Annotated in this window: 12 protein-coding genes; 10 read left to right on the plus strand and 2 right to left on the minus strand. The window is 44.4% G+C overall.

Going from position 1 to position 14,090, the window contains the following annotated elements:
• The first annotated feature begins 358 nt into the window (after positions 1–358).
• Complete coding sequence (locus IRQ95_RS17670) at positions 359–1,951, plus strand: ABC-F family ATPase (RefSeq protein WP_194438366.1); 1,593 nt, start codon at positions 359–361, stop codon at positions 1,949–1,951.
• Positions 1,952–2,043: 92 nt separating this feature from the next.
• On the opposite strand, the gene IRQ95_RS17675 is transcribed toward IRQ95_RS17670, so the two are convergent.
• Both IRQ95_RS17675 and fdhD read right to left on the minus strand, forming a co-directional pair.
• Positions 2,044–3,978 (minus strand): methyl-accepting chemotaxis protein, encoded by a 1,935-nt coding sequence (locus IRQ95_RS17675; RefSeq protein WP_194438374.1) that lies wholly within the window; start codon positions 3,976–3,978, stop codon positions 2,044–2,046.
• A gap of 140 nt (positions 3,979–4,118) precedes the next feature.
• Positions 4,119–4,949: a formate dehydrogenase accessory sulfurtransferase FdhD gene (fdhD, locus tag IRQ95_RS17680; protein ID WP_194438376.1), complete on the minus strand. Its 831-nt coding sequence runs from the start codon at positions 4,947–4,949 to the stop codon at positions 4,119–4,121.
• A 202-nt stretch (positions 4,950–5,151) separates the two neighbouring features.
• Between fdhD and IRQ95_RS17685 the strand changes: the two genes are divergently transcribed.
• The 9 genes from IRQ95_RS17685 to IRQ95_RS17725 all read left to right on the plus strand — a co-directional run bounded on the left by IRQ95_RS17685 (position 5,152) and on the right by IRQ95_RS17725 (position 13,916).
• Complete coding sequence (locus tag IRQ95_RS17685) at positions 5,152–5,601, plus strand: DUF3305 domain-containing protein (protein WP_194438378.1); 450 nt, start codon at positions 5,152–5,154, stop codon at positions 5,599–5,601.
• Positions 5,591–6,217, plus strand: a complete 627-nt coding sequence (locus IRQ95_RS17690; protein ID WP_228481487.1) for a DUF3306 domain-containing protein — start codon at positions 5,591–5,593, stop codon at positions 6,215–6,217. Before IRQ95_RS17685 ends, IRQ95_RS17690 begins: the two co-directional genes overlap by 11 nt.
• Positions 6,218–6,400: 183 nt before the next feature.
• Complete coding sequence (locus IRQ95_RS17695) at positions 6,401–8,062, plus strand: 4Fe-4S dicluster domain-containing protein (protein ID WP_194438380.1); 1,662 nt, start codon at positions 6,401–6,403, stop codon at positions 8,060–8,062.
• Positions 8,063–8,071: 9 nt separating this feature from the next.
• Positions 8,072–8,698: a molecular chaperone TorD family protein gene (locus tag IRQ95_RS17700; protein ID WP_194438382.1), complete on the plus strand. Its 627-nt coding sequence runs from the start codon at positions 8,072–8,074 to the stop codon at positions 8,696–8,698.
• A gap of 63 nt (positions 8,699–8,761) precedes the next feature.
• Positions 8,762–8,959 (plus strand): twin-arginine translocation signal domain-containing protein, encoded by a 198-nt coding sequence (locus IRQ95_RS17705; protein ID WP_194438384.1) that lies wholly within the window; start codon positions 8,762–8,764, stop codon positions 8,957–8,959.
• Between the two features lie 15 nt (positions 8,960–8,974).
• Complete coding sequence (locus IRQ95_RS17710) at positions 8,975–11,830, plus strand: formate dehydrogenase subunit alpha (RefSeq protein ID WP_194438386.1); 2,856 nt, start codon at positions 8,975–8,977, stop codon at positions 11,828–11,830.
• Positions 11,831–11,842: 12 nt separating this feature from the next.
• Positions 11,843–12,451, plus strand: coding sequence for a formate dehydrogenase FDH3 subunit beta (fdh3B, locus tag IRQ95_RS17715; protein ID WP_194438388.1), 609 nt, complete (start codon positions 11,843–11,845; stop codon positions 12,449–12,451).
• Positions 12,452–12,466: 15 nt separating this feature from the next.
• Positions 12,467–13,516 (plus strand): formate dehydrogenase subunit gamma, encoded by a 1,050-nt coding sequence (locus IRQ95_RS17720; protein ID WP_194438390.1) that lies wholly within the window; start codon positions 12,467–12,469, stop codon positions 13,514–13,516.
• Positions 13,500–13,916, plus strand: a complete 417-nt coding sequence (locus IRQ95_RS17725; RefSeq protein WP_194438391.1) for a hypothetical protein — start codon at positions 13,500–13,502, stop codon at positions 13,914–13,916. Before IRQ95_RS17720 ends, IRQ95_RS17725 begins: the two co-directional genes overlap by 17 nt.
• Positions 13,917–14,090: the final 174 nt, after the last annotated feature.

Raw genomic sequence — 14,090 nt, forward strand, 5'->3', positions numbered from 1 at the left:
TAGATTTATACCCATGTGACCTCACACTAATGTCGAGGCTACTTGGTTTAGTGTAGTTGTTTTGACGGAAGTGGTTGTTCCGTACCCAAGGATGGGCGTCGAATTCTAGAGACTAGATGTTGCGCAATGTCAGGGGCGTGTTAAAAAAACACTATTCAATTGAGTGATTTTTCTGACAATGAATCTAAAAATGAGCGAGATGAAAAGAGGATAGTACTACCGATCATAAAGAGTATTTCGGGTCGAAATCTTTAAGTTAATGGTTTTCTATTGAAAACAACGCTTGCAGTAGAGGCGCTTTATCAGTAACGTTGCGCGGTTTTTACCCCTTTATTCATTTTAAGCTAAGGTACAGGTTTTGATCTCTACTGCTAATATCACGCAACAATTTGGCGCTAAGCCACTATTTGAAAATATCTCAGTTAAATTCGGCGAAGGTAACCGTTACGGTCTAATCGGTGCGAATGGCTGTGGTAAGTCAACGTTTATGAAAATCCTTAGTGGCGAGCTAGAGCCAAGTGGCGGTAACGTTAGCTACGATCCAAATGAACGTGTTGCTAAGCTAAACCAGGATCAGTTTGCGTACGAGCAGTACACAGTAATCGATACTGTAATTATGGGTTATAAAGAACTGTGGGAAGTGAAACAGGAACGTGACCGTATTTATTCTCTAGCTGAAATGAGCGAAGAAGACGGCATGAAGGTTGCGGATCTTGAAGTTGAGTTCGCAGAGATGGACGGTTACATGGCTGAATCTAAAGCCGGCGAACTACTACTAGCAGTAGGTATTCCTCTAGAGCAGCACTACGGTCTAATGAGCGAAGTGGCTCCAGGCTGGAAACTTCGTGTGCTACTTGCGCAGGTTCTTTTCGCTGACCCACATATCATGCTACTAGACGAACCAACCAACAACTTGGATATGGACACTATCCGCTGGTTGGAAGAGACGCTAAACCAGCGTAACTGTACCATGATCATCATCTCGCACGACCGTCACTTCCTTAACTCAGTATGTACACACATGGCTGACTTAGACTACGGTGAACTGCGCCTTTACCCTGGTAACTACGACGAGTACATGACTGCGGCAAGCCAAGCGCGTGAACGTCTACTTTCTGACAATGCGAAGAAGAAAGCGCAAATTGCTGAGCTACAAACATTCGTAGCGCGTTTCTCGGCAAACGCATCAAAAGCAAAACAAGCGACTTCACGTGCTAAGCAGATCGACAAGATCCAACTTGACGAAGTAAAAGCGTCTAGCCGTCAAAACCCGTTCATTCGTTTCGAACAGTCTAAAGAACTATTCCGAAATGCACTAGAAGTTGAAAACCTAAGCCAAGGTTTTGAAGATGATTTGTTTGCAAACTTCAATGCAATTTTTGAAGTAGGTGAGCGCGTTGCTATCATCGGTGAGAACGGTGTTGGTAAGACAACACTACTTAACACCCTTGCAGGTGTACTAGAGCCACGTACAGGCGCATACAAATGGTCTGAAAACTCAAACATCGGTTACTACGCTCAAGATCACGCACATGATTTTGAAGAAGACTTGAAACTGATGGATTGGATGGGTCAATGGCGTCAAGAAGGCGACGACGAGCAAGTTCTACGCAGCTTCCTAGGTCGTATGCTATTTGGTCAAGACGACATTAAGAAGTCAGTAAAAGTTCTGTCTGGTGGTGAGCAAGGTCGTATGCTGCTTGGTAAGCTAATGATGAAAAAACCAAACATGCTGCTAATGGACGAACCAACTAACCACATGGATATGGAATCTATCGAATCACTGAACACTGCGTTAGAGCAGTACAAAGGTACGCTATTCTTCGTATCGCATGACCGTGTATTCGTAGACTCACTAGCTACTCGTATCCTTGAGATCCGTGATGGTAAGATCCACGATTTCCGTGGTACATACGCAGAATTTCTGCAAGCACGCGGTATTCAAGGTTAGTTATTCAAGGTTACTTACTTAGTTAACGTTTAAATTAGTAACGCACAATTCGAAAGGGCTAGTTCAATAACTAGCCCTTTTTTACGCTTCTCTTAAATGCCAGATGCTTTAGCTCGGAACTGCCCAACCAGACTACCCAGTTTCTGATTCACCTCTTGCACTTGGCTACTGTATTTCACTGAATCTTGCACTTCATTGTAGGTATCGCTGGCGAGTGAGGCGATGTGGGTAATATTACGGTCAATCTCACCGGACACCATGGACTGCTCTTCCGAAGCGGTTGCAATTTGCGTGTTCATATTGAACAACTCTTCTATCTGCTGATTCACGCTATCGATAGCATCCACCACTTGCTGTGTGTCTTGCATGGTTGCTTCCGCTTGCTCTTGGCTAGCCGCCATAATTGAAACAGTGGTATGGATTTGACTAGAAAGATTGGTGATAGTTGACTCAATCTGGCGAGTTGAATTATCTGTCTTCATCGAGAGATCTCGCACCTCATCAGCGACGACCGCAAATCCTCTGCCATGTTCTCCGGCACGAGCGGCTTCTATCGCTGCGTTTAGCGCTAGTAGGTTAGTTTGCTCTGCAATTCCTTGGATAGTTGATATTACCGAGTTGATTTGACGACTCTGCTCTTCCAGTTGTTCGATTAACTGTTGAGAGTTGGCAATGTCACCGGAAAGGGTCTGCATACTTGCACTGGCTTGTTGGGTAATGTCTCTAGCGAGCTGAGACGCGTCTTTCATATTTGCCGCACTAACAGCAGCCTGTTCAATATTCGACGTAATCTCATTGCTGGTGTGTACCAGTTCGTTAATCGCAGTCGCCACGGACTCTGACTCGATTTTTTGTTGCTCGGCATTTTCCATACTTTTACTCGCCGCTTGAGTACTCATTGATGCACTTTGGTCGAGGACATCCTTAGCCGAAGAAACATCTTTAATTAAGTTATGCAACTTACAAGTAAAGGTATCAAATGAATTCGCCAATTGTGCCAGTTCATCGTTACCAGAGGCATTCATTCGTGCCGTTAAATCCCCATTCCCTTGCGCAATATCGTGCATCATGGATTTGATGCTTTGGATACGGCCTAGAATATTGCGACCTATTAGCATCAATAATCCCGACAGGATAAGCGCGAGTAAGCCCCCAAAAATGTGCAATTGCATTTTTACTTTGTCAGCGGCCAGCAGAATAGAGGACTCGATATCACCTTGTAGAGATAGTATTTCTTGCTCTGTTGTGTGTACGGTGCTCCTTAAATCTCCACGGATCCCGAGGTTAGGCGTTAAGCCAAGTTGGGTATTGGCTTTAAATAGGTTAACAAGATCAGATTGGTAACTGTTAAACGCACTTTGTAGACGGGATAGGTAGGCGAACTGCTGATAAAAAGTTTGTAGAGATTGGGATAGTTCCAGTTCAGTTTGTTCAGAAGGATAAGCAAGATAGTGAAAGTCTTTTTCCATCAGTTCAGACAGCGCCACTTTCGCTTCTAAATTATCAAGACTAATCACACTTTGACGCAATTCGCTGCGAGAGGCGGTTAGTTTATCAATTAAAGATTCACCACTAGTCTTTGAGTCAATCAACTCAATCTGCGTCACGAGTTGTTGGAACTTTATACCGTACTGTTCAAGCGTTTGACTGATAGTACTCATACGCCCATCAAGAGGAAGCCCGTGAGTGGTAATACGTTCATCGAGTTGTTTGAGTCGCTCCGTCAGTTGTAGAAAAGTTTGGTCAAAACGCTGCTGATACTTGATATCGTGACGAGCGATAAAGTCTTTTTCATGACGCCTTAATGTGAGCAGATCGATTTCCGCTTCGGCATTTTCAACCGATGCCAACTCTAACTCGTGCATGTTATTAAGACTGTACTGTTCGAAAAATCCATAGCAGACAACACCGATCAAAAGGATGACGTTTATCGTGAGTAACTTGGCTTTGATACTAAAGCGGTCAAGTAGAGTTGATGGTTTAGTTTCATTAGATGGAACGGGTTGAGATTGAGTGCCTTGGAACATAACTTCTCCCTAGAGACTGACGTTTAAAGGCCGCGTAGAGTAGTTTTTGTGATCGCGGATATTAAACTAATAGCATTAGAGAGGGGTTTTGCAACCATAGTGTGAAATGAAAAGCCCCTGATGATTCAGGGGCTTTGCGCTTATTCGGCTTGTTCGCCTTTGACGTCAAAAGTGATTTTTTCAGCGCCCGTAAAGACTTGGAAGCGTAAGCCTTTCGCTCGAGCAATCGTGGTAATCCCGAACTTACGAGCTAAATCTAATCCCATTTGTGTCACGCCAGAGCGTGAAAGCAGTACAGGAATGCCCATTTGTGCCACTTTGATCACCATTTCAGAGGTTAGGCGACCCGTAGTGTAGAAAATCTTATCTTCGCCGCTTTCTTCGTTAATCCACATTTCACCGGCTAAGGTATCGACTGCATTATGACGACCGACATCTTCTACAAATGACAATACTTGATCGCCTTTACACACCGCACAGCCGTGAACTGCACCGGCTTTTTTGTAGGTATCGTTGTAATGGGTTAATGCTTCAAGCGCAGTATAGATTTCTGATTGTTTGAGCGGCGTTTGCGGTACTTGGTAATTCTCAAGTTGCTTCATCACATTACCGTACATGGTGCCTTGACCACAGCCTGAAGTAACGGTTTTCTTTTTAAGCGCGCTTTCTACATGTTCAGTATTTTCGTTGGTAACGACTGCTGCACTACTTGTTTCCCAATCGATAATCACCGACTCAATCGAAGTTGGATCAGATAGGAAGCTTTGGTTTTTCAAATAACCTAAAACCAAAGACTCAGGGCGTGAACCTAAAGTCATTAAGGTGACCACTTCTTTCCAGTTAAGCATCACTGTAAGAGGGCGTTCACACGCAACCTCTTTGGTTAGCACTTCGCCGTATTCGTCGTATACCTCAACTTCGATAGTTTGTAATGGATTCTCACTGGTTTTAATTATATTTGGTTTAACCACGTTTATTCCTATTGTTGTGCGTTCATCTGACAAGCGATGAGGGAATGAAGTTTCTGTTATTATATACAAGCAATAACTGTTCCTGATCAAGAGAGAAATGCCAAAGGAACGTAAAGGTATTACAATTAGGGAATGAATATTGCTTAATACCCAGCAGAGTAACTATCCAACCAGAACCAAAATTCGAACAGCATGGTGAATTATGTCTACTATAACGCTTGAGAAAACTGAGCAACATTGGCCGATAGAGTGTGAACTGACGGCAAAAGAAGTGTCTATGGGGAAATGGACGACGATTCAACAGCAATTAACCGGTTTCAATCTTAAACCTGAACAGCAAAGTGCTCGTCTGGTGTTACTACAGTTACACAAAGACGAGCGTACCGAGTACCGCTTTAATTTGAGCTCACAACAACCTAAGCTTTTTCTAGTGCTGGATACCTTTGAAGGCGAAGACAACCCAAAGATAGTGGCGTTAACCGCTTCTCAGAGTGTCGCATCGCGTTATATGGATGGTGACTATTTAGTACTATCTGATGACATGCCTTTGGCTATCCATGCTTGGATGGAAGCCTTCATTGGCCGACATGGTGAACTTTTAGAAGTAAGACGTAAGAAACGCGCAGGAGCGGGTCGATCAAATGGTAACTAGTTTTATTAGCCGTTGGTCTAAGCGTAAGCTAGACGAAAAAACCAAAGAGCTTTTGGCGACAGAGCAAACTCAAGTTGTTGACGAAAAACTAGAAGATAGCGTTAACAGCGATGAAGCTCTGCAAGAAACTTCACAACTTTCTAGTTCGAGCGAAGAAGCATTAGAGACGACAGAAGCAACGCAATCTGAGGCTGTTGAGTCAGAGCAACCTCAAGAAATGTCAATTGCAAATTTGCTTGCCTCAGAAGCGGAGCAGAGTGTTAAAAAAGCAGCGTTGCGAAAACTGTTCTTATCAGAGGAATTCAATGTTCGTGATGGCTTGGATGATTACGATGAAGATTACAGTAACCTGAAAACACTCTCACAAAGTGTGGCGGAAACTCTTCGCGATTGGGTAAAAGACAAATCAGAAGAGCAACCAGAAAACGCTGAGCCTGTAGCTGCGGCTTCATCGCCACAAGAGAGCGATACCGAAAATACCAAAGACGAAGCTGAAGCTGAAGCAGTAGAGAGTGACGAAATTGCTCTAGAAAGTGAGGGCAACGAAGCTGATCAGAATGTTTCGGCTGAAATGTCTGACAGCGAAGGAGATGAGACAAAATATACCACACAATAATTAGGTACATTTTGACTAAATGACGAAGATACCGATTGCGACAATTTGTCTCAGTCGGTTTTTTTGTCTCGATGTTTCGCTTGTCGTTATTCCAAGTGATTGATATATCGATAAATAAAAGTTGGTACGCCTTTTGCAATACGGTGTATAGATAAATTATCCGGTTGCAAACGGAATAGAGCAATGCTTAAACAATTACTACAAGAAGCAACATCAAACAATGGTAAAGCAAGACTTTACGCGTTTGAAAATACAGTTGAGCTTACTAACTTAATCCCACCAACAGTAAGCTATGAAAGTGGCGGTAATACACTAATTGTTGGCCCGACTGCGATTATTGAAAGTGCAGCACAACAACTAGAACAGATGAATAGCTTAACTCTGCTATCAACAGATGGTGAGAAGGGCACTCATGCTAAGCTTTACTTTGCTAATTCAGTTGAAGTATCAGGTTTTCTTGGCGCTTTCGAAGTTCAAACAGTAAATAACCTAATTCGCAGTAACCTCGCGGAAGTAGCAATAGGTCATGATTGTTTTGATGTGGTTTTAGACCTATGTCTTAACAGTTGTATGACTGAAGAAGTTCCAGTTCCTGGTTATTACCCAGTAGGGCGTGGTTATCCCAAACTGGCGGATGCTCTAGAAGAAATTCCGACTCTGATGGGTACATTTGATAAGCCTAAGTTCTTCCGCCTAGATACGGATTTATGTGCGCATAGCTCTCGTGGCGTGAAAGGTTGTGAGCGTTGTGTAGATGCATGTCCAGCTGGTGCGCTATCAAGTCAAGGTAGCGACAAAACCGGTCACCGTATCGAGATCAATCCATACCTATGTCAAGGTGTCGGTACTTGTGCGACAGCATGCCCAACAGAAGCGATTCATTACGCTCTGCCTAATCCACAAGATACACAAAAATTCATTGAGCGTACGCTAGCTAACTATGAGAAAGCGGGTGGTCTAGATCCTATCGTTCTAATTTGTAGCTCTCGTCATGAAAGTTACAACGTGATGGCACTAAAAGCATTGCCAGAGAATGTTATTCCTGTCGTGGTAGAAGAACTTCCATCGGTAGGTATTGATACTTGGTTTGCAGCACTGGTTAATGGCGCGACTCAAGTGCTTTTTGCTGCTAGCCGATTTATGCCAGCAACGATTATCCGCATTTTGAATAACGAAGTGGCAATTGCTCAAGAGCTATTAAGTCAACTTGGTATCCAAAAAGAGTGTATCGATATCCTTTACCTAGAGTCACTACGTGAAGGTCCTCCTACGCTTTGTACAGATTCATTCGATCTTGCTCTTGGCGATCTTGAAGGTAATAAGCGTCAACGTCTGTTTACTGCTTTAGATGCGTTGGCAATTTCCCGAATTCCGGTTGAGAACGCGGTAGAACTCGCGACTAACGCGCCATACGGTAACGTTGAGTGCAAATCGAGTGATTGTACGCTTTGTATGAGTTGTGTCGCGGTTTGTCCGACACGTGCTCTGCATACGGATGGTGAATCTCCGTCATTAAAGTTTGTTGAACAAGACTGTGTTCAATGTGGTTTGTGTGTGAAAGCGTGCCCTGAAAAGGTTCTAACACTAACGCCACGCATGAACTGGGACAAAGATTCTCGTCAAGATGCTCGAGTAATTCATGAAGAAAAAGCAGCGGAATGTATCCGTTGTCACAAACCTTTCGCACCACAGTCTATGATTGATATGTTGCAATCTAAGTTACGCGGTCACTCTCACTTCTCTGATGAAGCTGCGATTAACCGTATTGCGATGTGTGAAGACTGCCGTGTTATCGACATGTTCGAAGCAATGGCTGATGACCCAATGAAACAACTGAAATACTAGGAGTCAGGTGTGGAAAATAATAACGAACAAGCAACACTACGCCAAGAGATCTATTTACTTCTGGCTTCTCTGTTTCGCCAATTGCCATCGCATGAGCTGATCGAGTTTCTTTCTGAACTTGAAATTGAATCAACAGAAAGCGCGATGCAACAAGCATGGCAATCATTAAGACTTGCGGCTCAGGAAAGTGAGGCAGAAGCATTAGAAGATGAATACCAAGATCTATTTATTGGTATTGGTCGTGGTGAAGTGGTTCCATTTGGCTCGTGGCATATGGCCGGTGCGCTGATGGAGAAGCCTTTGGCTGAGATCCGCAACGATCTAGATATTCTAGGTTTTGAGCGTGAAGAGAATGTAAAAGAGCCAGAAGATCATATTGCAGCACTGTGTGAAGTCATGTCGATGCTAACGAGCGAGCAAGAGTGCACGCAACAAGTGTTTTTCAATAAACACATTGCACCTTGGTACGAGTCATTAGCAAAGCAGATTGAACAGGCGAAAAGTGCAAAGTTTTATTTGGCAGTTGCTCAGCTATTACGTGCTTTTGGTACGATCGAGCAAGTGCAATTTAGCAAAAACACGAAGAGTAAAACCCATTTAAAAATTGATGTGAAAAACGTAACTGAGTACGAGTAATAGCATCGATAAGAGGGGCGAAAAGCCTCCAAAATACTACCTTAAGAGGGTAAGGAAGCAACCATGAAAGATAATAATGAAGTAAATACAAGCCGCAGGGATCTCCTGAAAGGCTTAACAACTGCTGCCGTTGCTGGTGCCGTTGTCGCTGGTACAAGCAAAGTGGCAACCGCTGCAGAAACAGCAGAAATTAAACCTGACGTAAAGAAGACTGGCTATCGTGAAACTCAGCATGTTCGCGATTATTACGACTCACTGTAATTTGGAGCTTAACGCATGAAATTAGTGAAACGCTCTGATTCTGTGAGCAAAGAGCAAAATCAACTTGGTGTATCTCGCCGTACGTTTATGAAGAATTCTTCATTAGCAGCTGGTGGCGCGGTAGTTGGCGCAAGTCTATTTGCACCAGGTATGATGAAAAAAGCGCAGGCAAAACCTGTAGACCCAGATGCAAAAACAGAAGTAAAACGTACTATCTGTTCTCACTGTTCTGTGGGTTGTGGTGTTTACGCTGAAGTTCAAAATGGTGTTTGGACAGGTCAAGAACCTGCATATGATCACCCATTTAATGCTGGTGGCCACTGTGCGAAAGGTGCGGCACTCCGTGAACATGGTCACGGTGAGCGTCGTCTAAAATACCCAATGAAGCTTGAAAACGGTAAGTGGAAAAAGCTTTCATGGGATCAAGCACTAGAAGAGATCAGTAAGAAAACACTAGAGATTCGCGAGCAGTCGGGTCCTGATGCTGTCTTTTTCTTGGGCAGTGCAAAGCACAGCAACGAGCAAGCTTACCTATATCGTAAAATGGCGTCGCTATGGGGTACCAACAACGTTGACCACCAAGCACGTATCTGTCACTCAACCACAGTAGCCGGTGTAGCGAACACTTGGGGTTACGGTGCGATGACGAACTCTTTTAACGATATGCATAACTGTAAGTCGATGCTATTTATCGGCTCAAACCCAGCAGAAGCGCACCCTGTAGCGATGCAACATATCCTTATCGCGAAAGAGAAAAGCAACTGTAAGATTGTTGTAGCAGACCCTCGTCGTACTCGCACTGCTGCGAAATCTGACCATTATGTATCACTTCGCCCAGGTTCAGACGTTGCGTTTATCTGGGGTGTTCTATGGCACGTATTCGCTAACAATTGGGAAGACAAAGAGTTTATCCAACAGCGTGTATTTGGTATGGATGAAATCCGTACAGAAGTTGCTAAATGGAACCCAGCCGAAGTTGAGCGTGTAACTGGCGTTAGTGAAGCAGACGTATACGAAACTGCGAAGCTTCTTTCTGAAAACCGTCCTGGTTGTGTTGTTTGGTGTATGGGTGGTACTCAACATACTACTGGTAACAACAACACACGTGCTTACTGCGTACTTGAACTTGCGCTAGGTAACATGGGTAAATCAGGTGGCGGTGCAAACATTTTCCGTGGTCACGATAACGTACAAGGTGCAACTGACCTTGGCGTACTGTCTGATACACTACCTGGTTACTACGGTCTTTCTGAAGGTGCATGGCGTCACTGGTCTAAAGTATGGGACCTAGAGTTTGATTGGGTTCAAAACCGTTTCGACAATAATGAATACGGCGGTCAAAAACCAATGCACAGTGCAGGTATTCCTGTATCTCGTTGGGTGGATGGCGTACTTGAGGACAAAGATAAGATTCGTCAACGCGAAAACATCCGTGCCATGTTCTACTGGGGTCACGCAGTGAACTCTCAGACTCGTGGTCCTGAGATGAAAAAAGCGATGCAGAAGTTGGATATGATGGTAATTGTTGACCCATACCCAACAGTGGCAGCAGTAATGAACGACCGTACTGACGGCGTGTACTTATTGCCAGCGACCACTCAGTTTGAGACTTACGGAAGTGTAACAGCATCAAACCGTTCACTTCAGTGGCGCGATCAAGTTATTCAGCCGCTATTTGATTCAAAACCTGACCATGAAATCATGTACCTACTGTCTCAAAAACTAGGTATTTCTGATCAGCTTTTCAAAAATATCAAAGTTGAAAACAACCAACCAGTGATTGAAGACATTACCCGCGAGTTTAACAAAGGTATGTGGACAATCGGTTATACCGGTCAAAGCCCTGAGCGTATTAAAGAGCACCAACAAAACTGGCACACATTCCACAAAACAACGCTTGAAGCGGAAGGTGGTCCTGCAAATGGTGAGACTTACGGTCTTCCTTGGCCATGTTGGGGTACGCCTGAGATGAAACACCCAGGTACCCACATCCTTTACGATACGTCTAAGACGGTTGCTGAGGGTGGCGGTAACTTCCGTACTCGTTTCGGTGTTGAATTTGAAGGTCAAAGCCTACTTGCAGAAGACAGCTACTCAAAAGGTTGTGAGATCCAAGATGGTTACCCAGAGTTCACTGACAAGCTACTAAAACAACTTGGTTGGTGGGATGATCTAACGGCTGAAGAAAAAGCATCAGCTGAAGGTAAAAACTGGAAAACTGACCTTTCTGGCGGTATTCAGCGTGTTGCGATTAAGCACGGTTGTATCCCATTTGGTAACGCTAAAGCACGTGCCATTGTTTGGACGTTCCCAGACCGCGTACCGCTACACCGTGAACCACTGTACACGCCGCGTCGTGATCTTGTCGCTGATTACCCAACTTGGGATGACAAAGAAGCGATCTTCCGTGTACCAACTTTGTACAAGACAATTCAGCAAGAAGATAAGTCAGGTGAATACCCAATTATCCTTACTTCTGGTCGTCTGGTTGAGTACGAAGGTGGTGGTGAAGAAACGCGTTCAAACCCATGGTTGGCTGAACTTCAACAAGAGATGTTTGTAGAAGTGAACCCGAAAGACGCGAACGATCTTGGCTTTAAAGATGGTGATGACGTTTGGGTTGAAGGTGCTGAGAAAGGTCGCATCAAGGTTAAAGCGATGGTTACTCGTCGTGTTAAACCTGGTCTTGCGTTCATCCCATTCCACTTTGGCGGTAAGTTCGAAGGTGAAGATCTTCGTCACAAGTACCCAGAAGGTACTGACCCATACGTGATTGGTGAAGCAGCAAACACTGCAACCACTTACGGTTACGACCCTGTTACTTTGATGCAGGAAACTAAAGTAACCCTATGTAACATTCGTAAAGCGTAAGGAGTCTGACTAATGGCACGAATGAAATTCCTATGTGACACCAAACGCTGTATCGAATGTAACGGCTGTGTGACCGCATGTAAAAACGCAAATGATTCGGCACTAGAGTGGGGCATTCAACGTCGTCGCGTTGTTACTCTAAATGATGGTGAGCCGGGTGAAAACTCAATCTCGGTAGCTTGTATGCACTGTACAGACGCGCCTTGTATGGCCGTTTGTCCTGCAGACTGTTTCGAACACACTGAAGATGGCATCGTACTGCACAATAAAGATCTATGTATCGGTTGTGGCTACTGCCTATTCGCTTGTCCATTTGGTGCGCCTCAGTTCCCTAAACAAGCTTCGTTTGGTGAACGCGGCAAAATGGACAAATGTACATTCTGTGCAGGTGGTCCTAACACCGAACCTGGCTCAATTGAAGAGCAGGAGAAATACGGTGCTAACCGTATCGCGGAAGGTAAACTGCCTATGTGTGCATCTCTATGTTCAACGAAATCGCTATTAGCGGGTGACGCAGAGAAAGTATCAGACATCTTCCGTCAACGTGTTGTTCAGCGTGGTGCTGAAAACGCAGGTTGGACAAACGGTGAAGATCTGTCTTTCGACGCAACTAAAAGCTAAGGTTTGGAGAGAGATATGACACATCTGTTTAAACGTCTCTCTCTTGCAGTGCTGCCATTTTTGGCAGCACTGGCAATGGCTCTTTCTCTGCCAGCGGCAGCGCAAGAGTCAGTGCCAACTGCACAGAAAGAGATGGCACAGCTTGCTGGTACTGAATTTTGGAAAGAAGTACGTGAAGGTGAGTCTGGCTATACAACGTCTAAGTTCCCTGAGCACGGTGTTCTAATTAGTACACCAGGCGAGACTTGGTATGTACTAAAAGAGAAATGGATGTCTCCGGCTGGTGCAGTCGCGATTTTCGGTAGTATCGCGATGGTAATCATGGCGTACGTATTTGTTGGTCCGCTAATGCTTAGCAAACCACGTACCGGTAAGAAGATGAAGCGTTGGTCACGTTGGGACCGAGCACTTCACTGGAGTATGGCGTTTACATTCCTAACGCTTGCGTTCAGTGGCCTGATGCTGGTTTATGGTAAGCACTTCTTAAAGCCTTATGTACCAAGTGAGTTTTGGGGCTTTGTGATTATGCTAGCCAAGCAATATCACAATTACGTAGGCCCACTGTTCTTTGTTTTACTTGCTTTCGTTCTACTGAAATGGTGGCGCAAATCTATCCCAACCATGACTGACGTTCGTTGGTTTATGAAAATGGGTGGTATGGTTGGTAAGCACAAGGGTACGCATCCTTCTGCAGGTTTCTCTAACGGTGGTGAAAAAGCAATTTACTGGTTACTAATCGGTTTTGGTGCTATCGCTGCGGTAAGTGGCTTGATCCTTGACTTCCCAATCTTTGGTCAAACCCGTCGCGACATGGAAATCTCTAACTTAGTGCACATGTTCTCAGCATTGATCCTGATCTGTGGCTTTATCTTCCACATCTATATCGGTCTATTCGGTATGGAAGGTGCGCTTGAAGGTATGGTAACCGGTGAAGTTGACGAGACTTGGGCAAAAGAACACCACGACTTGTGGTATGAAGAAGTTAAAGCGAAAGAAGCGATGGGCGAGGCTGAGCCGAGCGAAACAGTGCAAAAAGGAGTAAAAGCTGATGAACAAACCTCATAATGGTATTTGGGTTGCGTACATCCTAAGCTGCTTTACGCCTTTCACATTCCTTATTTCAGGTGTAATCGCAATTATATATGCAGGTTACCGTCTGGATAAGGGCGAAGATGATGATGTTGTTACCTCACATTACTACGGAATAATTCGTACGTTTTTCTTGTACTTCACATTCTTCGTTGTGCTTATTGTGACTGTCGCGACAACCAATGGTGTATTAGAGGGTATCGAACGTTACTGGTTCCACAATACACTGCTGGATAAAGTTGCTTACGCAATTCCAGTGATTGGTGGCGTATTTGCTATCTTAGCGATTCTTGTTTGGTTTATGCGTATGTTCCAAGGCATGCAGCAACTTAAATCGAACAAACCGCACCGACCATCAACGGGTCCAAATCTATAATGCAATAGTTGCATAATTGAAGCCAGTCATGATGACTGGCTTTTTTTTGCGTGCGCCGAGCATGGCGTTGATCTAGGAGGTGAAAGTCCTCTACGGGCTCAGTCGAGCGAGAACCGTTAGCCTATGCAAGGGTGTTCACCGTGAGGTGAAATCTGAAGGAAGCAAATGGTAAAA

It is taken from the genome of Vibrio fluminensis (genome assembly GCF_015278125.1).
In the GTDB taxonomy this organism is placed as follows: Bacteria; Pseudomonadota; Gammaproteobacteria; order Enterobacterales; family Vibrionaceae; genus Vibrio; species Vibrio fluminensis.

What these genes read in the sequence shown, in the direction of transcription:
- IRQ95_RS17690 (WP_228481487.1), top strand. Translation starts at nt 5,591, where the DNA reads ATGGTAACTAGTTTTATTAGCCGTTGGTCTAAGCGTAAGCTAGACGAA.
- IRQ95_RS17705 (WP_194438384.1), top strand. Translation starts at nt 8,762, where the DNA reads ATGAAAGATAATAATGAAGTAAATACAAGCCGCAGGGATCTCCTGAAA.
- IRQ95_RS17695 (WP_194438380.1), top strand. Translation starts at nt 6,401, where the DNA reads ATGCTTAAACAATTACTACAAGAAGCAACATCAAACAATGGTAAAGCA.
- fdh3B (WP_194438388.1), top strand. Translation starts at nt 11,843, where the DNA reads ATGGCACGAATGAAATTCCTATGTGACACCAAACGCTGTATCGAATGT.
- IRQ95_RS17725 (WP_194438391.1), top strand. Translation starts at nt 13,500, where the DNA reads ATGAACAAACCTCATAATGGTATTTGGGTTGCGTACATCCTAAGCTGC.
- IRQ95_RS17710 (WP_194438386.1), top strand. Translation starts at nt 8,975, where the DNA reads ATGAAATTAGTGAAACGCTCTGATTCTGTGAGCAAAGAGCAAAATCAA.
- IRQ95_RS17675 (WP_194438374.1), bottom strand. Translation starts at nt 3,978, where the DNA reads ATGTTCCAAGGCACTCAATCTCAACCCGTTCCATCTAATGAAACTAAA.
- IRQ95_RS17685 (WP_194438378.1), top strand. Translation starts at nt 5,152, where the DNA reads ATGTCTACTATAACGCTTGAGAAAACTGAGCAACATTGGCCGATAGAG.
- IRQ95_RS17720 (WP_194438390.1), top strand. Translation starts at nt 12,467, where the DNA reads ATGACACATCTGTTTAAACGTCTCTCTCTTGCAGTGCTGCCATTTTTG.